15 protein-coding genes and 1 tRNA gene are annotated in these 20,432 nt (G+C 56.4%); 14 read left to right on the forward strand and 2 right to left on the reverse strand.

What is annotated here, in order from left to right:
• Positions 1–86 precede the first annotated feature (86 nt).
• Positions 87–2,450 carry a protein kinase domain-containing protein gene (locus ACFQDM_RS10935; RefSeq protein ID WP_377378954.1) on the forward strand — a complete coding sequence of 788 codons (2,364 nt, stop codon included), beginning with the start codon at positions 87–89 and terminating at the stop codon, positions 2,448–2,450.
• Positions 2,451–2,493: 43 nt separating this feature from the next.
• Here the strand turns inward: ACFQDM_RS10935 and ACFQDM_RS10940 are convergent.
• Positions 2,494–2,569, reverse strand: a tRNA-Thr gene (locus ACFQDM_RS10940).
• 245 nt (positions 2,570–2,814) lie between these two features.
• On the opposite strand from ACFQDM_RS10940, the gene ACFQDM_RS10945 reads away from it, so the two are divergent.
• The 12 genes from ACFQDM_RS10945 to ACFQDM_RS11000 all read left to right on the forward strand — a co-directional run bounded on the left by ACFQDM_RS10945 (position 2,815) and on the right by ACFQDM_RS11000 (position 18,030).
• Positions 2,815–3,894, forward strand: coding sequence for a hypothetical protein (locus tag ACFQDM_RS10945; RefSeq protein WP_377378956.1), 1,080 nt, complete (start codon positions 2,815–2,817; stop codon positions 3,892–3,894).
• Positions 3,891–5,309 (forward strand): MBOAT family O-acyltransferase, encoded by a 1,419-nt coding sequence (locus ACFQDM_RS10950; RefSeq protein WP_377378958.1) that lies wholly within the window; start codon positions 3,891–3,893, stop codon positions 5,307–5,309. The genes ACFQDM_RS10945 and ACFQDM_RS10950 overlap by 4 nt, the downstream gene beginning before the upstream one ends.
• Positions 5,310–5,338: 29 nt before the next feature.
• Complete coding sequence (gene mutM / locus ACFQDM_RS10955) at positions 5,339–6,187, forward strand: bifunctional DNA-formamidopyrimidine glycosylase/DNA-(apurinic or apyrimidinic site) lyase (protein ID WP_377378960.1); 849 nt, start codon at positions 5,339–5,341, stop codon at positions 6,185–6,187.
• 286 nt (positions 6,188–6,473) lie between these two features.
• Positions 6,474–7,250, forward strand: coding sequence for an enoyl-CoA hydratase (locus tag ACFQDM_RS10960; protein WP_377378962.1), 777 nt, complete (start codon positions 6,474–6,476; stop codon positions 7,248–7,250).
• A 108-nt stretch (positions 7,251–7,358) separates the two neighbouring features.
• Positions 7,359–7,622 carry a 30S ribosomal protein S20 gene (gene rpsT / locus ACFQDM_RS10965; protein ID WP_377378964.1) on the forward strand — a complete coding sequence of 88 codons (264 nt, stop codon included), beginning with the start codon at positions 7,359–7,361 and terminating at the stop codon, positions 7,620–7,622.
• A 608-nt stretch (positions 7,623–8,230) separates the two neighbouring features.
• Positions 8,231–9,694, forward strand: coding sequence for a chromosomal replication initiator protein DnaA (gene dnaA, locus ACFQDM_RS10970; protein ID WP_377378966.1), 1,464 nt, complete (start codon positions 8,231–8,233; stop codon positions 9,692–9,694).
• A 203-nt stretch (positions 9,695–9,897) separates the two neighbouring features.
• Positions 9,898–11,016, forward strand: coding sequence for a DNA polymerase III subunit beta (gene dnaN, locus ACFQDM_RS10975; RefSeq protein ID WP_377378968.1), 1,119 nt, complete (start codon positions 9,898–9,900; stop codon positions 11,014–11,016).
• A gap of 8 nt (positions 11,017–11,024) precedes the next feature.
• The gene (gene recF / locus ACFQDM_RS10980) at positions 11,025–12,173 is read left to right on the forward strand and encodes a DNA replication/repair protein RecF (RefSeq protein WP_377379132.1); all 1,149 of its coding nucleotides are present in this window, start codon (positions 11,025–11,027) and stop codon (positions 12,171–12,173) included.
• A 220-nt stretch (positions 12,174–12,393) separates the two neighbouring features.
• Positions 12,394–14,838 carry a DNA topoisomerase (ATP-hydrolyzing) subunit B gene (gyrB, locus tag ACFQDM_RS10985; RefSeq protein ID WP_377378970.1) on the forward strand — a complete coding sequence of 815 codons (2,445 nt, stop codon included), beginning with the start codon at positions 12,394–12,396 and terminating at the stop codon, positions 14,836–14,838.
• Between the two features lie 144 nt (positions 14,839–14,982).
• Complete coding sequence (locus ACFQDM_RS10990; RefSeq protein WP_377378972.1) at positions 14,983–15,360, forward strand: hypothetical protein; 378 nt, start codon at positions 14,983–14,985, stop codon at positions 15,358–15,360.
• Between the two features lie 174 nt (positions 15,361–15,534).
• The gene (locus ACFQDM_RS10995) at positions 15,535–16,059 is read left to right on the forward strand and encodes a hypothetical protein (protein WP_377378974.1); all 525 of its coding nucleotides are present in this window, start codon (positions 15,535–15,537) and stop codon (positions 16,057–16,059) included.
• A 57-nt stretch (positions 16,060–16,116) separates the two neighbouring features.
• The gene (locus ACFQDM_RS11000; RefSeq protein ID WP_377378976.1) at positions 16,117–18,030 is read left to right on the forward strand and encodes a cation:proton antiporter; all 1,914 of its coding nucleotides are present in this window, start codon (positions 16,117–16,119) and stop codon (positions 18,028–18,030) included.
• On the opposite strand, the gene ACFQDM_RS11005 is transcribed toward ACFQDM_RS11000, so the two are convergent.
• Positions 17,994–18,731 (reverse strand): M48 family metallopeptidase, encoded by a 738-nt coding sequence (locus ACFQDM_RS11005; RefSeq protein WP_377378978.1) that lies wholly within the window; start codon positions 18,729–18,731, stop codon positions 17,994–17,996. The genes ACFQDM_RS11000 and ACFQDM_RS11005 overlap by 37 nt on opposite strands.
• A 65-nt stretch (positions 18,732–18,796) precedes the next feature.
• On the opposite strand from ACFQDM_RS11005, the gene ACFQDM_RS11010 reads away from it, so the two are divergent.
• Entirely contained in the window at positions 18,797–20,386 is a 1,590-nt protein-coding gene (locus ACFQDM_RS11010; RefSeq protein ID WP_377378980.1) for a hypothetical protein, read from the forward strand.
• Positions 20,387–20,432: the final 46 nt, after the last annotated feature.

Genomic DNA, 20,432 nt, shown 5'->3' on the forward strand with positions numbered 1-20,432 from the left:
TTGGGTATATCCTCATAAGCCGGTTGAAACCAATTGGTATTCTCTGCTTCACTCGGCGGGGTTGTAAAGCGTGGGGCGGGATCAGAATGACAGGCAAGATAGATTGGGCGCGGGTCGACAGCGAACTGACCCATATGCACACGCTGGATGCCGATGAGGCCCGTCAGCGACTGGACACACTCCGTCAGACCGATCCGGACATGACAGAGGTCATCCAGCATTTTGCCGGGCGTGATCGTCATATGGCATCTTTCCTGCGAACGTCTGCACCGGATGGGCCGCTGGTGGAGAACACACTCCCGGCAGGAACAAGATGTGGCGTCTGGGAACTTGAGCACGTGCTGGGTCATGGCGGCATGGGAGCTGTCTACAAGGCAAAACGCGCCGATGGGCTTTATGATCAGTCAGCTGCGGTCAAGGTTGTCCGGATAGCCTCTCCCAATCAGCGAGACCGTTTTGATCTGGAGCGTCAGCGCCTTGCCAGGCTGGAGCATCCGGGGATTGCGCGCATCATTGATGGCGGCGTTGAGGGCGAGGATCTGGCCTATCTCGCCATGGAATACATTGATGGAGCGCCAATTGACCACTGGCTACGCGACGAAAGAGCCGATCAGAAGCAGGTGGTGGCGCTATTTCTGCGCGTGGCGGAGGTGGTCTCCTATGTGCATGCGCGCCTTGTTCTGCACCGTGACCTGAAACCTGCCAATATTCTCGTTTCTCGTGAGGGTGAGGTGAAGCTGATTGACTTCGGCATTGGCAGCGAGCTGAGCGAAGCGGGGGCCTCGACTGTGCCGACGGCGGTGACCCTTGCCTTTGCCGCGCCTGAGCAGCTGAATGAACGCCTGAACAGCGTTGCCTCAGATATTTTCGCGCTTGGTGTGACGCTGTACACATTGCTGAGCGGTGCGCTTCCCGCGCGCCAGACAAGCGGTGCCATTCAGATTGATCACACGTCTGTGGGCAGTGCAGAGCTTGCTGCCATCATCGAAAAGGCAACCCGGGCAGATCCTGAGGCGCGCTATCAGGCCGTCGAAGGCTTGGTTGACGATCTGAAACATTATCTGAGCGGATATCCGGTTCAGACCTATTCCAATGCGCCAGCCTATCGGACCGGCAAATTCATTTCGCGCTATCCGATTTCAACAGCGCTCGCTGCAGGGCTCATCATCGCGCTCATCGGGGGGCTCGGCTTTAGTCTGTATTCGGCTGATCAGACCCAAAAAGCACTCGTCCAGGCGGAAAATGCGCTCGAGCGTGAGCGCATGGCAACCATGTCGGAAGCAGCATTTTCAGAGACTCTGCAGGGCTTGTTCGAAAGCGGACTGGCGACGGACGAGCTGACCGAGGTGATGCTTGCACGCGCCGAAGAGGCGCATCAGCTGAGTGAGGCGTCGGCTGACAATGCCGCTCAGATCGTCTTTGCGATCGGGCGCAGCTTTGTGTTTCGGGGCGACTATGCGGATGCGATCAAGGTGCTCGAGCCCTGGCTTGATGCCGGATATGGCCCTGAACATTTGAAATGGCAGGGGCGGGTCGACCTTGCTTTTGCCTATCAGCGCATGCTCGAATGGGACACGGCGCTCCCGATCTTTCGTGAGGCACGGGATTATTTCGCCAGCCTTTCCGACATTCCAACTTATGAAACGGTTCTGATTGCCAATCAGATTGCGGCGAATACGCTCGAAGACGAAGACAATCAGGAGGTCATTCGTCAGGCAGAACGCGCGCTGAAACTCGATCCGACCGACAATGAGCGTCTTTATTACTACTCGGCGCTGCTTTCGACCTTCCGTCGAATTGGCGACCATGACCGCGCTTACGAAATCGCTCTGGAAGCGCTCGAACTGCTTGAAAGCCGCCCATTGCTCGACCGGCACCGCGGCATGGATATTCGCTTTTTCGGTGCGGATCTCGCCGTCTATGTGATGGGTGATGCAGCGCGTGCGCGCGACATCATGGTGCCGATCATTGAAAGGCCAGATCTCGATGCGTTCCCGGCAGCGATAGCGCATAGCTTGCTTGGTACGGCGCTCGGCGAACTCGGCCAGTATGACGAGGCCATGGGGCATTACGCTCAGGCGCTCGACCATGCAGAAAAGGCTGCGGGGAAGGCGTCGGGGCTTTATTCAACGACAATTGCAGATCAGGTCGAACTGGAACTTCTGAACGGCGATATTGAAGCTGCCGGTCAGAGACTGGAAGCGTTCGAGGACGCTGAGATTGAGGGGGAGCGTCAATTGCCATGGCGCTACTGGCTGGCGAAGGCTCATCTTGTCTTTGCTTCGGGGGACCCTGAAGCTGCGCTGGATATGCTCGCCTCAAAAGGCATTACGCCGGAAACGGCCGTTCAGTCCTATCGGAAGTTTCGTGTGGACCGCCTGCGAGAGGAAGGCCTGAACGTCGATTCCCTTCCAGAGCGTGTCGCCGCATTGGAAAACAAGAGCGACTAATGGCTCGCGACAGTGGCTTTTGATGGCGCAGTTTGGTGAAAAATGGTGCCGCTTAGGTGACTTGAACACCTGACCCCCGCATTACGAATGCGATGCTCTACCAGCTGAGCTAAAGCGGCACACTGAGGCGCGGCATATACCGGACCTTGAGGCATTTTTAAAGCCCCTAATGACATTTCAAAGCCAAGAATTCGTAAAATTCGCTCAGGCGCGGGATGAGGCCGGGCCCGGCTGGACGGGCTTGCACAGCTCTTAACGCGGTCACGTCAATTTGTACGGCCATTCTCACCGGATTTCAGCTCTTTTGCGGCATTTTGCCCTCAGATCGCGATTTCGAGGGTTAAGAGGGGAGGGGCGAGACATCATGCATTGGTTAGCCTTACTGGCCGGGTGTCTTGCCCTGATACTGGCGCGCGTGTTGCGTGCGCCGTTGAAATCCTATCGCCTGACAGGCTTTGCCTGGTTCTTTGCTGCGCTCCTGATTACGGGGTTTGCCATTCGCATCGGCGCGGAGAGCCAGAAAATCACGCGCCCAACCGAATATGATTCCTTCGTTGTCCACGCCGCCGATCTGGTGCGGGAAGATCCGGATGCGCCTCTGGTTGTTTTCCTGGGAGCGAGCTTTACGCGCAACGCACTGGATGATGAGGAATTGACGCGCCGACTGCGCGCGAAAGGTTATCCGCACCGCGTCATCAACCTGTCTCTGCAAGGCGCATCCCTGCAGGAGCGTGATCAGTCGCTCTGGGATTTCATGCGGCTCACACAGCGCGCTCCCGATGTGGCCTTTCTGGAAGTTGCAGATGAGTTCGACCGTGATCCCGCCTACGTTTTCAATGTTGCCAAGTTTTCTGATCGCGCCATTAAACAGGTGACGCCGAATGCAGCCTATTGGTCGGTAAAAGGCCTGTCGCAAGGACAGTGCGATGGCATGGCGAGTTGCGTGAAAGCCTGGGCCTTTCTGGGCATTCATGCGGTGATGAACTGGTCGAATATCGGCCTGCTCGCAACAGGTGAGTCCATTCCGGATATTGAGGCCGTGCCAGCTTTTGACCCGCAGGACACGCCGCGGGATACTTTTACGCTCTCGGTGGATGAAATCCGCGCGGCTCTGGAAGTGCCCGCTGAAGTGACCCCTTCAAATGGACCAAGCTGGGCGCGGCTTTTCCGCATGGACCAACGTGATCGGTTGATGCAGGCCGGTGTGCGCCGCGTCGCTTATTACTATCCGCCGGTCATCTCTCCGGATGAGCGCGAATATGTTGCAGACCTCTGTGCCGGAGAACTCTCCGCGTTTCCATGCATTGCGCCGGTTGACCGGACCCTGCTCGCACAGCTCGAGCGCCCGGTCTGGTTTGATGACAAGCATTTGCTGCGTGATGGCGCAGATGTCTACACAGACTGGCTCGCTGGCCAGATTGATCAGTGGGGAGCTCTGAAATGATTTTCACCGAAGCGATTTTCCCGCTCTTCCTGGGCATTGTCCTCTTCGTTTATTGGGTGGTATTGCGCGGCGACTGGCGCAATCACTGGCTTCTTCTGGCGAGCGCTGTCTTCTATGGCTGGTGGGATGCCAAGCTTCTGTTGCTGATTGGTGCTGTCATTGGTGTCAGCTGGCTGGCTGCCCTGATGATCCGCAGGCGAGAGGGCGATCGGCGCGGCCAGTTGATTGCGCTCTGGCTGGCGATTGGTTTCCAGCTCTCCATGCTGGGCGTGTTCAAATACTTCAATTTCTTCAAGGCAAGCGCCGAAGACATGCTGACCATGGCCGGCTGGACGGTCAGTTGGCCGGTTCTGAACATTATTCTGCCGGTTGGGATCAGCTTTTATATTTTCCAGGCGATCTCTTATCTGGTCGATGTCTTCCGCAAGGATTTGCCGGCGCAAAGACGGCTGGACCGCGTTGCGCTCTATATCGCTTTCTTCCCGCAGCTGGTTGCCGGGCCGATTGTCCGTGCTGCGAGTTTCTTTCCGCAGATTGAGCGCCAGAAAAAGCTGACATCAGCGCTGATTGCGTCCGGGGCGAAGGCCTTTATCATCGGGTTCATCTATAAGGCGGCACTCGCAGACAATATCGCGCCGTTTGTGGATCCGGTGTTTGCAGAGATCGGCCTCTGGTCGAACAGCTCGCTGGTGGCTGCGACGCTAGCCTTTGGCACGCAGATCTATTTTGACTTTGCCGGATACTCCCTGATGGCGATCGGCGTCGCGCGCTGGTTTGGATTTTACATTCCGAAAAACTTTGACGATCCGTACTCCTCGCCATCCATGACGGTCTTCTGGCGCCGCTGGCATATGTCGCTTTCCTTCTGGCTGCGCGATTATCTCTATATTCCGTTGGGTGGGAATCGTCTCGGCGCACTCAAAACCTATCGCAATCTGATGATCACCATGGTGCTGGGTGGGCTGTGGCACGGTGCAGCCTGGAACTTCGTGATCTGGGGCGCGATACATGGCGCAGCGCTTTCGCTTCACCGCATCATCATGGGGCGGGCGCAAAACCGTCTGCTCGTGCCTGCTCTTGGCGGTGCCTTCGGGATCGTAATGACGCTGATTGTGGTGTTTGCGGCATGGGTTCCGTTCCGCGCGGAAAACCTCTCAGACACGGTGTCGGTCTGGGCGGCCAGCCTTGGGCTTCGCGAGGGCGGCATGCAGCAGATCTCAATTGTTGCCTTTTTCGTGCCAGGGCTTTTGCTGGTCGATAGTCTGATGAGCCAGGTTGATCGGCTGAAATCGCTTCCTAAGGCGCCAGCATTCCGCTCACCCTCGCTTTACTGGGCAGGTCTGGGGTGTCTGACGGCCATCGCGCTTGCGCTCTTCCCGCTGAAATCAGCGCCTTTCGTTTATTTCCAGTTTTGATCTGACGGCATTTGGGCTTATCTGCCGAAATGCCTGAATTACCTGAAGTCGAAACGGTAAGACGCGGTCTGCAGCCTCATCTGGAGGGCGTGCGTCTGACCCGCATTGCGCTCAATCGTGCCGATCTGCGCTTTCCCTTTCCGGACCGGATGATTGAGCGTCTTACGGGGCGCACCATTGTGTCGCTCACCCGGCGCGCCAAATTCCTCGTAGCGGAAACAGACACGGGCGAACGCCTTGTCATGCATCTGGGCATGTCCGGACGATTCTCGATCCATGAGGCCGCGTCAGATGCGAAAACACCCGGAGAGTTTGCGCATGCCCGGCTGACGGACCCCAGGCATGATCATGTCGAGTTCGAAACGGAGGCCGGAACACGAATCGTGTTCAATGATCCGCGCCGCTTCGGCTATATGCAGATGTTTGCGCCCGATGATGAGATGTTTCCGGGTCTGGGGCCGGAGCCGCTCTCGAACGCCTTTTCCGGAGCGGTGCTGCATGAGCGTCTTCAGGGACGCAAGTCACCCATCAAGACAGCCTTGCTTGATCAGTCTGTGGTGGCGGGGCTGGGCAATATCTATGTGTGTGAGGCACTCTTCGATTCGGGGATATCTCCGAAACGGCTGGCGGCGAATGTCGGGCGTGCGCGTGCGGATCGGCTGGTGGTGGCAATACGCGACGTGTTGGCGGCAGCCATAGCGGCGGGCGGCTCAACGCTGAAGGATTATGCCAATGCCGAGGGCGGTCTTGGCTATTTTCAGCACAGTTTTAAGGTTTACGGCCGGGAGGGCGCGCCCTGCGTTTCCTGCGGGAAACCCGTCGCAAGAATCGTACAGTCGGGACGCTCGACATTCCTGTGCTCATCCTGCCAGCGCTAGGCTGTTGGCGTGACGGGCACGGAGCGTTCATAAAAACGCCGCAAACCGCGCTTCTGCTGAAACCTTTCGCGGAATCCTTTGTTAAATGATCGAGTTTCGTTCGCCTGACGGAGTCAAGCTCGAAGTTTACGCAAACGGCCCGGATTAGCCGGGCTTCTTGTTGACCTTACCGTGTCTTCATGGTCTTTCCGCACCTTCAGCTTGGGCGGATCGGCCCTGTGCCTTTCGCATGTGATTTTGGCGTGTGCGCAGTGTTGGGAGCCGCAAGCGGTGAAAAGGACATATCATGGCCTATGAAACATTGCTGATTGATATCGAAGATCAGATCGGCACGATCACACTGAATCGCCCGGATGCACTCAACGCTTTCAACAATCAGCTCATGACCGAGCTGACACAGGCGCTCGATGCTTTCGAGGCGGACGATGATATTGGCTGTATTATCATTACGGGCTCTTCCAAGGCGTTTGCCGCAGGTGCAGACATCAAGGAAATGCAAGAGCTCGACTATATGTCGGCCTACCAGGACAATTTCATCACGCGCAACTGGGAGCGGGTCACCCGCTGCCGCAAGCCCGTGATTGCAGCCGTTGCCGGGTATGCGCTCGGTGGTGGATGTGAACTCGCCATGATGTGCGATTTCATCATCTGCGCCGAGAATGCCAAATTCGGCCAGCCGGAGATCAATCTCGGCGTCATGCCGGGTGCGGGCGGCACACAAAGGCTGACACGTTTCGTTGGCAAATCCAAAGCCATGGAAATGTGCCTGACCGGGCGCATGATGACAGCAGAGGAAGCAGAGCGTTCAGGATTGGTATCACGCGTGGTGCCGCTGGATACTCTGATGGACGAAGCCAAGAAGGCGGCACGTGCGATCACGCTGAAGTCCCGCCCGATTGTCATGCTGACCAAGGAAAGCGTGAATGCCGCTTATGAGACCATGCTCCTCCAGGGTGTGACCTTTGAGCGTCGTCTCTTCCATTCCATGTTTTCGACAGAAGACCAAAAAGAGGGTATGGAAGCCTTCATCGAGAAGAGAGATCCCCATTTCAAGAACCGCTGAGTCCACATTAGCGCGAATGAATCCGGGGTTTTCTGAGAAAACCAATTGACCTGAGGCGGATCTAAGCATAGAAGACCGCCTTTCCGAATATTTCACTGGAGAAGATGCATGGCCAATACTCGGTCAGCCAAAAAAATGGTTCGAAAAATCGCACGGCGTACCGAGGTCAACAAGGCGCGTCGTTCGCGTGTGCGTACGTATGTGCGTAAAGTTGAAGAAGCTATCGCGTCTGGCGACAAGTCTGCTGCGCAGGAAGCACTCAAGGCGGCTCAGCCTGAGCTGATGCGTGCGGCGGGCAAAGGTGTGATGCACAAGAACACCTCGTCACGTAAAGTGTCTCGTCTGTCCAAGCGCGTTGGCGCAATGGCATAACCTTTCGGCGCGCTCAGGCGAGCGCGTCCGTTAAAGGTTTGCTGCAGGCAATTCATACAGCTTGCTCGTTGAAGTGCGCAGTTCTTAGGCTGCGCATTTTTGCGCTCTGCGCACGAATCGCAGAAGTTGTAACGGGATTAAATTTTCCCATAAAATTTGGTTGACCTTTGTTCTGAATATTGGTCAGCTTTTCGGGCCGAATCTGCTCTGACCAAAGAGAAAGCAGGCCGGTTCCATTGATGTCACCCGTGTGACAGTTCTGTATATTTTTAGGTGTTTTCCACAGTCGGTTTGGTGGCTGGAATTGACCAAATTATTTCGGAACATATCATGAACATACAGCCTTAAAATTATTGCTAAATTTCTGTTAAAAAAAATGCACAGGAATTCAGCCTCTTACGCCGGGTCAAGTTTCATTTTTCGAATCGGTACCGAAACTAGCAACTAAGTTCAGTTGACGAAAAACGGCGGTTAATTATCCTGAGCCTATCACCGGTTCTGTCCGAATAAGGAGCTTTTTTCCAGCGACCCGTAAGGGGCGAACGAGGGACGTGTGTGCTGGTATCTAGAATTATAAACGAACTCAAATCAGGGGTGCATTCGGGGCTATGACAAAACATAACACGCCCGCTCAAACTAAGGCTGAAGCCGATGTTTCGTCCATGACGGCGATTGGTATTTGGCAATCCGTGCTCGACGAGCTTCGAGCCGAAATTTCCGCATCCGTATTCGGTAAATGGCTGGGCGAACTGGAGTTCGTCGCAGAGGTTGACGGCGTCATCCAGGTGGCCGCTGCCAACTCCCTTCAGCGCGATCGCGTGCGTCAGGATTACCTGCGTCGCATCAATGGTATCTGGTCTTCAATGGACACGCGTGGGCGACGCGTAGCGGTATCTTGCTGGGCGGATCTTCCGGAAGAGGTGCGTGAGCTGGCTGAGCTCAATAAGGCTGAGCAGGCAAACCATGTGGCCGAAGCTGTTTGCGAGGATGATGGTACTGAGGCGGAGCTGGAAACCAGCATTCGCTCTGCAGGTGGCGAGCATACATTCGACAGTCTGATTGTGTCGGATTCAAACCGCGTTGCGGTAACGGTTGGTCGCAAGATTGCCGAGTCCAATGCAGCGCCGGCTCAGACGGTTTATTTCTTTGGCCGTCACGGTGTCGGAAAGACGCACCTTTTGCATGCCATTCAGGCTGAGATGCAGGCCCGCGGCGACAAGCGCAGTGCGCTGTATATGAGCGCCGAGGAATTCATGGTCGCGTTTGTCGAAGGCGTGAAGCGCCGCGACACAAGTGATCTGAAAGCCCGTCTGCGGAGCGCGGATGTTCTGCTGATCGACGACCTTCAGGCGATTGCCGGCATGGGCGGCACGCAGAAGGAATTCTTCAGCAATATCCGTGCGGTGGCCGCACGTGGTGGTCAGGTTGTGATCACAGCCGATGAGAGCCCGTCTCAGCTCAGTTCTCTGAATGCGCGTGTGCGTGAAGAGCTGCAGGGCGGTGTGTCCATCGAAGTGGGTGAGCCAGACGAGGAAATGCGTCGACGCATCGTTCGCATCAAGGCGGAAGCGATCAGCGAAGAGCATCCTGAGTTCGTGCTCGACGATGCAGCCGTTGATCTGATCGTCTCTCGCGTTCGTGGCCCGGGCCGTCAGCTCTATGGTGCGGTTTGCAACGTCTTCACCGCGACAACCTTTGTCGGTCAGCCGGTGACGCTGGATGATGTCAGCGCAGCTGTGCGTCGTCAGTTGGGTGATCAGAAGCCGCCAACGATTGATCAGGTCAAGCGTGCGACCATGGCTGTGTTCGAAGTGACGAAGACGGATCTGGAATCTGCACGCCGCAGCCGTGCGATTGCGTATCCACGTCAGATCGCCATGTATCTGTGCCGCAAGCTGACCACGCGTTCGCTTCCACAGATTGGCCGCTTCTTTGGCAATCGCGATCACACAACGGTTCTGTATGCGGTGCGCAAGCTTGAAGACCTGCAATCTCAGGACCAGACCCTGCGTGACGATATTGAGCGTGTTGAGCGCGCAATTGAGGACATCCAGGCCGGCGGCGGGAACTGATTGACAGGGAAAGTTCGGATAAGCGGTCAGTTTTGTGCGTGTTTTGACCGCTTTTCACCAATTCTTGCCAGATACCCCCGTAAAGACGTGCCTTTTGGGTTTTCTGTTGTTCGGAAATATGGATAAGTTTCAGCCCGTTTCGAATCGAAGCGGGCTGAATTGATTCGTGAAACGACGGCGACCCTTTTCGCCGGGAGAGAGACATGAAACTGACGATTGATCGATCCGACCTGTTGGGCGCGCTCAGCCATGTGCAAAGCGTCGTAGAACGTCGTAACACGATCCCTATTCTGTCGAATGTGCTGCTCTCTGCCGGACCGGGCAGTCTGATGCTGACGGCAACCGACCTCGACATCGAGGCCGTTGATGCCGCTGACGCCAGCGTGGATCAGGAAGGCGCAGTCACCGCGCCCGCTCAGACGCTGTTTGACGTCATCCGCAAGTTGCCGGACACGGCAGAAGTCGAGCTGGAATTCAAACCTGAGAATCAACGTCTTTCCATTCAGGCGGGCCGCTCGCGGTTTGCGCTGCCAACGCTTCCGGCGTCTGACTTCCAGACCATGGTGCGCGATCAGGGGAGCGTGAATTTTGGCGTTGATGCGCTGGATCTGAAACGTCTGATCGACAAGACGCGTTTCGCCATTTCGACGGAAGAGACCCGCTATTACCTGAACGGTGTCTACCTCCATATTGCAGACAGTGATGACGGCAAGAAGCTGCGCGCCGTCGCAACCGATGGTCACCGTCTGGCGCTCTCCGAGATTGATGCGCCGGAAGGTTCTGAAGGTCTGACGGGCATCATCATTCCGCGCAAGGCTGTTGCTGAAATTCGCCGCCTGATTGACGGCTTCAACGGTGAAATCGGTGTCACGGCATCTGAGTCCAAGATCATGTTTACGGCGGGACGTGCGGTTCTGACGACGAAGCTGATCGACGGATCCTTCCCGGATTATATCCGTGTCATTCCAGTCGGAAACGACAAGTTCCTGAAGGTCAACAACTCGGCGCTCGAGAAAGCGGTCGACCGGGTTGCAACCGTCTCTGCCGAGCGGTCACGCTCTGTGAAGATGACGATTGATGACGACAAGCTGGTGCTGACCGTCAACCATGCAGAGACCGGTCATGGTCTTGAAGAGGTTGAAGGCCAGTATGATGCAGAGCCATTGGAAATCGGTTTCAACGCGCGTTATCTGCTCGATGTCTCTCAGCAGATTGATGGCGAGGAAGTGATCTTCGAATTCAATGACCCGGCATCGCCTGCATTGGTCAAAGATCCGGCTGATCCGGCATCCCGCTATGTTCTGATGCCGCTCCGCGTTTGATCGAAGACATGACCAGTCATGGTCGTATCTTTCTTCGACGCCTCGCGCTCAGTCAGTTTCGCAACTATCCGGAACTCGCTATGGACCTGGATGGGCGGCATGTCTGCCTGTTCGGTGCGAATGGGGCGGGCAAAACCAATCTCATAGAAGCTGTTTCGCAACTTTCCCCGGGGCGTGGTCTGCGCTCTGCCGGGCTTGGCGATATTGCCCGCAATCATCAGGGCAGTTCGGCGACGAGCTGGGGGCTTGGTGCGCGCCTGTTTGATGGTGATCTCGACCGGGCCATCCGTATCGATACCAGCCTGGAAAGCGGGGGCCGTGGAAAGCGCGTCATTCAGCTGGACGGCGAGCCGTCGACGGCTGGTGCGCTGAGCGATCTGGTGCGCATTATCTGGCTGACCCCTGCCATGGACCGTGTGTTTGCGGGCGGCGCGACGGAGAGGCGAAAATTTCTGGATCGTCAGACGCTGGCACACTTTCCCGAACATGCCCGGCACACAGCCGCTTATGAGCGCGCCATGCGCGAGCGCAATGCGCTGCTGGAGCAGGGGCGTATTGACCCGGTCTGGCTGGATGGACTGGAAGCACGTCTCGCAGAACATGGCGCAGCGATCGCGCGCCATCGCGCGGTCACCCTGGAGCGCCTGCAGCAAGCGGTTGATACCCGCCCGGATGGGGCGTTTCCGAAAGCGGATCTTTCGTTGAACGGGGCGGTCGAGGAAGCCTGGGCGCAAGGCCGGGAATACTCAGCCATTCTGGAGCTGATGACCCAGTCCTATCGGGATGGACGCCGACGCGATGCAGGTGCAGGGCGTACGCTTTTTGGCCCGCATAGAAGCGATCTGCTTGTCATCCACCGGCCAACCGGTGTGGAGGCGGGGCTCTGCTCAACCGGACAGCAAAAGGCGCTGCTGATTGGTCTGATCCTCTCAAATGCACGTGCCCTGGAAGCGGATGTCAATCTGCGCAATCCGCTCGTCCTGCTGGATGAAGCAGTTGCCCATCTCGATCCGGACCGGCGCGCGGCTCTGTTTGATGAATTGTCTGCCCTGAAGGGTCAGGCCTGGCTGACAGGAACCGAGCGCAGTCTGTTCGAGGATTTTGCAGATCGCGCGCAGTTTTTCGAAGTCGCAGAAGGCCAGGTTTCAGAGATCTGAGCAGGTCTGTTCACGCGGTAAAACAAACCTCCGAATGCACACAATCTGAGCACAAAAAGCGCGAGAAGTGCAGTCGCCCGAAACGCGAAGAAAAGTGCAGGAAAATCAGAGCGAAAAGAGCGGAATAACTGTCAAAAAACTCAGGCGGAAAATTTCCCTTTTTAACCGTTTGCCCTTATACTGAGCAAAGACTGATTCATAAGAAGAAATGATCGCAAGCATGGCTGACGACACGACACCAAATCCTGAATACGGCGCTGGCTCGATTAAGGTCCTCAAAGGCCTGGAAGCCGTGCGCAAACGGCCAGGCATGTATATTGGTGACACCGATGATGGGTCGGGTCTGCACCACATGATCTATGAGGTCGTGGATAATGCGATTGACGAGGCGCTTGGCGGCTATGCCGACCGTGTGACGGTCACGCTTTTCCCGGATGGCTCTGCCGAGATCACCGATAATGGTCGTGGTATTCCGGTCGGCCTGCACCCGACAGAGGGCGTGTCAGCCGCTGAAGTCATCATGACCCAGCTCCATGCAGGCGGTAAGTTCGATAGCAATTCCTACAAGGTTTCCGGTGGTCTGCACGGCGTGGGCGTTTCGGTTGTTAACGCGCTTTCCGACTGGCTGGAACTCACCATTCACCGCGAAGGCAATGAACACTGGGTGCGCTTCGTGGAAGGCGGGCGTGTTGAGGCACCGCTCGAAACACGTGGCCCGTCTCCGATGACGGAGGCTGGAAAGCCCTACACAGGCACGGCGGTTCGCTTCCTGGCATCGCCATCGACCTTCTCAATTGTCGACTATGACCGCAAGACGCTGGAACATCGTCTGCGTGAGCTTGCCTTCCTGAACTCCGGCGTGAAAATCATCTTCCGGGATGAGCGTGAGGCAGAGCCTTACGAGTCCACGCTGGAATATGAAGGCGGCGTTGAAGCTTTTGTCAGCCACCTCGACCGTCAGAAAAGCCCTTTGATCTCAGCACCGATCCGTGCACGTGCGGAAAAAGACGGCATCACGGTTGATGCCTCTCTGGAATGGAATGACAGCTATCACGAGAATGTTCTGTGCTTCACGAACAACATTCCACAGCGAGACGGCGGCACCCACCTGGCGGGTTTCCGAGCTGCTCTGACCCGCGTCATCAACAAATACGCGGATGAGACAGGTGTGGCGAAAAAGGAAAAAGTGAGCATTAGCGGGGATGACGCGCGCGAAGGTCTGACCTGCGTGCTCTCCGTTAAGGTACCTGACCCGAAATTTTCGTCTCAGACAAAAGACAAGCTCGTTTCCTCTGAGGTGCGCCCGGTTGTTGAAAGCCTGATGACCGAGCAATTGTCGCAATGGTTTGAGGAAAACCCTCAGCCTGCGAAAATCGTCATGCAGAAGATTGTCGAAGCTGCTGCTGCCCGAGAGGCGGCGCGCAAGGCACGCGAACTGACACGTCGCAAGACAGCGCTTGATATCACCTCTCTGCCTGGCAAGCTTGCAGACTGTCAGGAAAAAGATCCTGCAAAATCAGAGCTGTTCATCGTGGAGGGTGACTCTGCTGGTGGATCTGCAAAGCAGGGACGGAACCGTGAAAACCAGGCCATTCTGCCGCTGCGTGGTAAGATCCTGAACGTTGAACGTGCCCGTTTCGACAAGATGCTCTCATCCGATCAGGTCGGTACCCTGATCACGGCGCTCGGTGCCGGCATTGGCCGTCGCTCTGAAACCAATCCAAACGAAGGTTTCCAGATCGAGAAGCTGCGCTATCACAAGATCATCATCATGACCGACGCCGACGTCGATGGTGCGCACATCCGAACGCTTCTGCTGACCTTCTTCTACCGGCAAATGCCGGAACTGATCGAAAAAGGCTTTCTCTACATTGCTCAGCCGCCGCTCTACAAAGTGTCCCGCGGTCGTTCAGAGCGGTATCTGAAAGATGATGCCGAGCAGGAAGCCTATCTCATTGAAGAAGGCACCAGTGGCGAAACGCTGATCCTTCAGGATGGCGAGCAGATCGGTGGTAATGACCTTTATGACACCGTCATGCAGGCTGTTCAGTTTCGTAATACGGTACGTCGTATGGCGCTGAAAGCCCGCGGTGAACTCGTCGAGCAGGCAGCGCTTGCCGGTGCGCTGGATGACGGCGCCAGTGATGATGCGGCGCAGCTGACAGCGGTTCGTCTGAACCGTATGGCAGAAGAGGGCGAGGATACCTGGGAAGGCAAATTCGAGAACGGCGATCTCGTCATGCGCCGAATTGTGCGCGACGTTGAAGACGTGATGGCACTCGATACAACCATGCTGCGCTCTCCGGATGCACGTCGTCTTGCCGAACGCGCTGCAAGCGTGCGTGCGACCTATAAGGAACGCGCTGTGCTTCGTCAGGAAAAGGGCGGTGAAGTCGATGTGTTCGGCCCGGTCTCTCTGGTCGACGCTGTGCTTGAATCTGGCGGTAAAGGCCTGTCTATTCAACGCTATAAGGGTCTAGGCGAGATGAACCCGGATCAGCTCTGGGAAACCACGCTGGATGCCAATGCGCGCACCCTGCTGCGCGTGAAGGTCGAGCATGGTGACGAGGCAGATGACATGTTTGCCAAGCTGATGGGCGACGTCGTTGAGCCACGTCGTGAGTTCATTCAGGCGAACGCACTCGAAGCCGAAGTCGACGTATAACCTCTCTCATTGGATGAGTGTTTCTGACGGGTTTCTCCTCTATGGAGAAACCCATCTTGCTTTTGTGGGCGATTAACGAACTGGAAAGGCGGTTCAGGCTCAGTCAGTCTGACGTTGTTTAACGTTGAACTGAAGGAAGTGGTCATGGGCCAGACAATGCGACGCAATCTGTTCCTTTTGCCAGCCATTGGTCTGGCGGGGCTCATTCTCTGGGGCGCGCTCAATGCGGTGCCACCTATTCCGCGTGTCTTTGGTCACCAGGATAAAATTGAGCATTTTCTGGCATTTGCAGGCCTTGCGCTGTGGCTGACAGCAGGGCTCGGGCCGAAGCGTCTCTATTCTGCTCTGGCCCTTTCTGCCGGTTCCGCTGTTGGTCTGGAAGTCGCGCAACTTCTGCTCAGCCCAACACGCACGGCTTCTCTGCCGGATATTCTCGCCAGCCTTGCTGGCATACTGGCTGCAGCCGTCTTCATGCTCATCGCCCGCCAGATGATTTCATCGCGTCAGATTCGAGCCGCCTGATTTCCTGATCTCGCTTCGGCCGCCCGAAAGATCGCGGTTCCGGGCTTTGAAGGTCCGATTACGCCTTGAAATCACAGTTTTATAGATCAGATTTGTCTCAATAATCATATTGGGCTCGACGCAATCCTGTGAACCAGTCCACACTCGATCAGGACTGCATAAGGGAGCGCGAACATGTCTCGTTTCGACGAATTGGTAGAAACCGTTGATGCCTATCAGGCACGAGCCGCCGAAAACTATGATCGCATTCGCAAGCTGGCCGTTGATCTGAAAGAGGGCTTCTGTGCCTATCTCGGAACCAAGGACGGCGTGTGCGTGCACCTCGTCCCACCGGTCGGTCAGTTCAAGCCCATGACAGATCTTGAACGCGCCTTCTCAATACCTTCCAGAGGTTTTCGACCACTTGGCCCGGTCTTTTTCGGTCTTGCCGTTAGGGTAACTCACGGTACAGACTGGATTCGACTGACCATGCGGTGTCACAAACTGGGAGAGAAGTTCACGCTGCACATTGACGAGGGGCCAAGTTATACCTTTCAATTGCCACTTGCAGATCATGATCCGACAGAGTTCTACGAGTTGTTGTTTCATCACGTCCGCGCACAGTTCACAGAAGCGATAGATCACTATGATCGTGGAACAGATGCGCGTTCCATCGGTTTTGATTTCTCAGAGTCTGAAGAAAGTCAGGATCAAGCGTAAACGGGTTCATCCGTCTTTCAGTTCACTACATTTCGCGCCCAAACGGAGCCTGAATATATGTCCACTGCTGCAGAAACTGCTGCACTCCTGTCGCCTGTCGAAACGGTCGCTCTGATCGGGGTTCTCGGCATGGGAGCCCAATGGCTCGCCTGGCGTATGCAATTGCCGGCCATCGTGCTGATGAGTTTGGCGGGCCTCATGGTCGGCCCTGCTGCAACGGTTCTGCTGGGGCAGGCTGTTGTCGATCCGGAATCCAGTTTCGGAGACCTGACCCGCCCGATTGTCAGTCTGGCCGTTGCCATCATCCTGTTTGAAGGCGGTCTGGCGCTCAAGTTTTCCGATCTGCGTGATACCGGCTCGACGGTTCGCAGGCTCGTCTTCTTTGGCGGTCCGATTGCCTGGGTTCTGGGCAGTCTGGCCGGTTATTACATTGCCGGCCTTGGTGCAGGCACGGCAATCCTTCTGGCGGGCGTGCTCGTCGTGACCGGCCCAACCGTCATCATGCCGCTTCTTCGCCAGTCAAAGCTGGGTGGACGCGTCGGCAAAGCCCTGAAATGGGAAGGCATCGTCAACGACCCTGTCGGGGCCCTCTTTGCTGTCGCAGCTTTCGAAGTGCTGCGCGTTTTCGTTTCCGAAGGCAGCCCGCTTGCGATTGTCGCATGGATTGTGTTCGCAGCCATGGTGGGTGTTCTGCTGGGCGTTCTGGCCGGGCATCTTTTATCGCGTGCCTTCCGCAACGCGCTGATCCCTGAATTCCTGAAAGCGCCGATTATTCTCGTCAGCGTGCTGGCCTGTTACGGGCTGGCCGAAGCCATTGAGCACGAGATTGGCCTCGTTGCCGTGACAGCTTACGGTATGACGCTGGGCAATTCCCGCTTCGCAAGCCTGCGTGATATGCGCCGCTTCAAGGAGAACATTGCTGTTATCCTGATCTCAGGCGTGTTCATCATTCTCACCGCTGGCCTGACGCCGGAAGTGATCATGAGTGCCTTTACCTGGCAGACGCTTGCTTTCCTCATTGTCATGCTCTTCGTCGTGCGCCCTCTGACGGTTTTCGTCTCGACATTCGGCGAGCTGAACTGGCGGGAGGCTGCGCTAGTCGGCTGGATTGCGCCGCGCGGTGTGGTCGCCGTTGCCATTACCGGGTTCTTTGCTCAGCGTCTGACAACACTTGCCGAAAATGGTGAGCCGCTTCTGGCGGGCGCTGAACGCATCACCGCGCTTGCTTTCGCAATGGTGTTTGTCACCGTTGTTGCGCATGGTTTCACCATTGGTCCGCTGTCGCGTCGCCTGAAGCTCGCGCGGTCCGGACCCGCTGGTGTGTTGCTCGTCGGTGCTAATCCGTGGAGCGTCGGCCTTGCCAAAGTGCTCAAGGATGTTGGTGTCAGCGTCATCATGGCAGACACAGACATTCGCCGTCTGCGTCCTGCGCGTGAGGCAGGCGTTCAGGCATTCACAGGGGAAGTGCTCTCCGAAGCCGCAGAGCTGCGCCTGGACCATGCGCTGTTCTCAACCTGTGTCGCAGTCAGCGCAAACGACTATTACAACGCGCTGGTCTGCCGTCACTTCGGGCCGGAGCTGGGCCGCGACAAGACCTATCAGCTGTCCACATCGGATAAGGAAGGCGACGCGCTCGGCGTGCCGGACTCCACACGCGGACGCACACTCATGCGGTCCGGGCGTGGCTATGACACGCTGATCCGTGACCATTATCGCAAATGGGTCTTCCACAAGACGGAACTGACCGACGTTTACAACATGGAACGCTTCAAGGCAGAGCGCCCTGACGCAGAGCTGGTTGCCGAAGTCGCTCAGGATGGGAATGTCTTCTTCCTCGGGCCGAAACGGGCGCCGAAGGGGGAGCCAGGCATGACGATCATCAGTTTTGGTCCCGAGCTGAACCCGAAAGTGGAAACGCCGCCGCCGACCTCTGGTCAGCCGCCAAGCAATCCACCGCTTCCCAAAGAGTGAAGCTGCCTTCCATTCGATTTCAACCATTGCCGGGCCGCCTTGTGCGGCCCGTATGCGTCGTCGACCAGTTTCCAGAACGCCGAGGAGTGGTTCATTTCGATCAGATGGGCGACCTCATGGGCGGCGACATAGTCCAGCACATAAGGCGGTGCGAGAATGAGCCGCCACGAGAATGAGAGATTGCCGCGCGCGCTGCATGAGCCCCAGCGCGATACCGTATCCCGAAGCGTGATCTTCTGAGGTGATGCGCGCAGGATCGCAGCATACCGATCAACAGCGACCTCCAGATCCTTACGTGCAGACTTCTTGCAGAAGGACAGAATGCGGTCTTCGAAGGTGATCAGGGCGCCCGGACTGTCGATTTCGTTCGGTGACCCTTCGATCAGTTTTGTCCGGCCCTTGTCCGCTGAGCGGGTGAGAAGGTGGCGCTCGCCACGAAACAGAATGGATCCGCCCGGTTCGACCGATTGGCGCGTCGGTAGGCGCACCGCCTGTGCTTCCAGCCAATCTGTTCGGGAAGCCACGAATTTCTTCGCAGCGTTGAAATCCCGGTAAGATGGCGCGGTGACCACAGCTTTGCCTGATTTGGGATCTAAACGGAGTATCAGGCGTTTTGCCCGGGTGTTTTCTCTGAAGACCACGTCAAATCGGGTTCCATTTGGACTTTGGACTGCGAATCGATGGTGCTTCATGGAAGTCATGTTACAACATCCTGCACGGGGAAGAAGGGACAACCCTGTAGGGGTTCATAGAAATGAGGACAGGTATGAAAAAGTTACTCTTGAGCGGCACGGCAGCTATTCTGCTGGCATCTTGCGGCGGCAGTGGTGGGAACGCGAAAGAAGCAGAGGCCGCACTTGAGCTGCTTTCGCTGAAAGAATCCGGCATGGGCCGAGTCGATTTTGCGGAGAAAGATGTCTCCGGCAGCGACGCAACCTTCAAGGACGTGACCATCCGGACCAGCGAACTTGAGCCTGTCGAAGACGATATGGACATGGAAACGGATGACTCCGTTGACGTCGATATGGAAGGCGCCGATCTCAATATCGAGACGCTGAGCTTTAGCGGCCTCGAAGTTGACGATGCAGGTATCGCGCTCTTCTCGACCATGAAGATGAAAGGCCTGACGGCTGTTCAGACAGATGAAGACGCGACAGGTGACCTGACGGCGTCTGACCTGACGCTTGAAGAGCCATCGCCTGAGCTTGCCGCCTGGATCGCAGGCATTCTCGGCGCGGGCGAAGTGACGGATATGCCGGCAACTGAAGCGGTCAGCTTCGAAGGCTTCTCTCTGTCAAACCTCAGTGCGGTTGACGATGAAGAGAACCGTTTCGGCATCGGCAAAATCTCTGTGAAGGATTACGAACAGCTGAAGGCTGGTGAAATGTCTCTGGAAGACATGAACCTGTCTTTCATTGATACCGATTCCGACGCCGAAGGCTCTTTCAAGCTTGGTTCGATCAAGGTTGATGGCGCGAAAATGGACTTCCTGAAGGCGCTTGAGGAAGACACCGAAGAGGGCATTGTTTCTGGCGTCACGCAGATCGCCTATGGCAATCCGATTGATCCGGGCTTTGATGACTTTGCTCTGGAAGACCTCAGCTTCGATCTGGCGGGTGTTTCTTTCCTGCTGCCAAGCATGAACTACAAGGTCGATCGCAACAGCGATGGCGTGCCAACCAAAATGACCATGCCGAAATTTACGGCGACATTCTCTGCTGATGCAGAAGGCGGTCTCTATGGTCAGCAGGTTGCGCCAATGCTTGCGGCCTTCGGCTATGAAGAGGTGAAGATCACTGGCGAAGCGGAAAGCACCTATGATCCGGAAACGGACATCGCGGACTCCACGAAAAACTATATCGAGGTCGAGAACGCATTCCGTCTGAGCACCACCAGCAAGGTTGGCGGCGTTCAGAAGCTGGGTGAAGTCATGCAGAATATGGATGCAGAAGCCTTCTCGGAAGGTTCTCAGGATCCAACGAGCATGATGATGGAAGCCTATTCTGTCCTCGACTTCTACAATCTGTCTCTGTCTCTGGAAGATCAGGGCGTTGTCGACAATGCCTTCACGCTGGTTGCGGCACAGCAGGGCGCTGATCCGGCGCAACTTCGTGCGCAGGTCGTCGGCATGGTTTCGGCTCTGCCAGCCATCGCTCAGGGCTTCGGGATCGATCCAGCCATTTCGACGGAACTGTCGACCGCGCTGTCATCCTTCCTCACGCAGTCCGGTACCCTGACGATCACAATGAATCCGGAAGAGCCTGTGACACTGCCAATGCTGATGTCAGACCCAACCGCGATCACCAAGCAAAGCCTTGGTTTCTCGGCTGTGAATGACCCGGCTGAAACGGAATAGGTTCAGCGATTTCGACGAGAAACAAAACACCCGCAGAGCTGATCTG

Source organism: Ponticaulis profundi, from assembly GCF_042659465.1.
In the GTDB taxonomy this organism is placed as follows: Bacteria; Pseudomonadota; Alphaproteobacteria; order Caulobacterales; family Hyphomonadaceae; genus Ponticaulis; species Ponticaulis profundi.

What these genes read in the sequence shown, in the direction of transcription:
- ACFQDM_RS10990 (WP_377378972.1), top strand. Translation starts at nt 14,983, where the DNA reads ATGGGCCAGACAATGCGACGCAATCTGTTCCTTTTGCCAGCCATTGGT.
- ACFQDM_RS10950 (WP_377378958.1), top strand. Translation starts at nt 3,891, where the DNA reads ATGATTTTCACCGAAGCGATTTTCCCGCTCTTCCTGGGCATTGTCCTC.
- ACFQDM_RS10945 (WP_377378956.1), top strand. Translation starts at nt 2,815, where the DNA reads ATGCATTGGTTAGCCTTACTGGCCGGGTGTCTTGCCCTGATACTGGCG.
- dnaA (WP_377378966.1), top strand. Translation starts at nt 8,231, where the DNA reads ATGACAAAACATAACACGCCCGCTCAAACTAAGGCTGAAGCCGATGTT.
- ACFQDM_RS10935 (WP_377378954.1), top strand. Translation starts at nt 87, where the DNA reads ATGACAGGCAAGATAGATTGGGCGCGGGTCGACAGCGAACTGACCCAT.
- ACFQDM_RS10995 (WP_377378974.1), top strand. Translation starts at nt 15,535, where the DNA reads ATGTCTCGTTTCGACGAATTGGTAGAAACCGTTGATGCCTATCAGGCA.
- rpsT (WP_377378964.1), top strand. Translation starts at nt 7,359, where the DNA reads ATGGCCAATACTCGGTCAGCCAAAAAAATGGTTCGAAAAATCGCACGG.
- ACFQDM_RS10960 (WP_377378962.1), top strand. Translation starts at nt 6,474, where the DNA reads ATGGCCTATGAAACATTGCTGATTGATATCGAAGATCAGATCGGCACG.
- dnaN (WP_377378968.1), top strand. Translation starts at nt 9,898, where the DNA reads ATGAAACTGACGATTGATCGATCCGACCTGTTGGGCGCGCTCAGCCAT.
- ACFQDM_RS11005 (WP_377378978.1), bottom strand. Translation starts at nt 18,731, where the DNA reads ATGACTTCCATGAAGCACCATCGATTCGCAGTCCAAAGTCCAAATGGA.
- ACFQDM_RS11000 (WP_377378976.1), top strand. Translation starts at nt 16,117, where the DNA reads ATGTCCACTGCTGCAGAAACTGCTGCACTCCTGTCGCCTGTCGAAACG.
- recF (WP_377379132.1), top strand. Translation starts at nt 11,025, where the DNA reads ATGACCAGTCATGGTCGTATCTTTCTTCGACGCCTCGCGCTCAGTCAG.
- gyrB (WP_377378970.1), top strand. Translation starts at nt 12,394, where the DNA reads ATGGCTGACGACACGACACCAAATCCTGAATACGGCGCTGGCTCGATT.
- ACFQDM_RS11010 (WP_377378980.1), top strand. Translation starts at nt 18,797, where the DNA reads ATGAAAAAGTTACTCTTGAGCGGCACGGCAGCTATTCTGCTGGCATCT.
- mutM (WP_377378960.1), top strand. Translation starts at nt 5,339, where the DNA reads ATGCCTGAATTACCTGAAGTCGAAACGGTAAGACGCGGTCTGCAGCCT.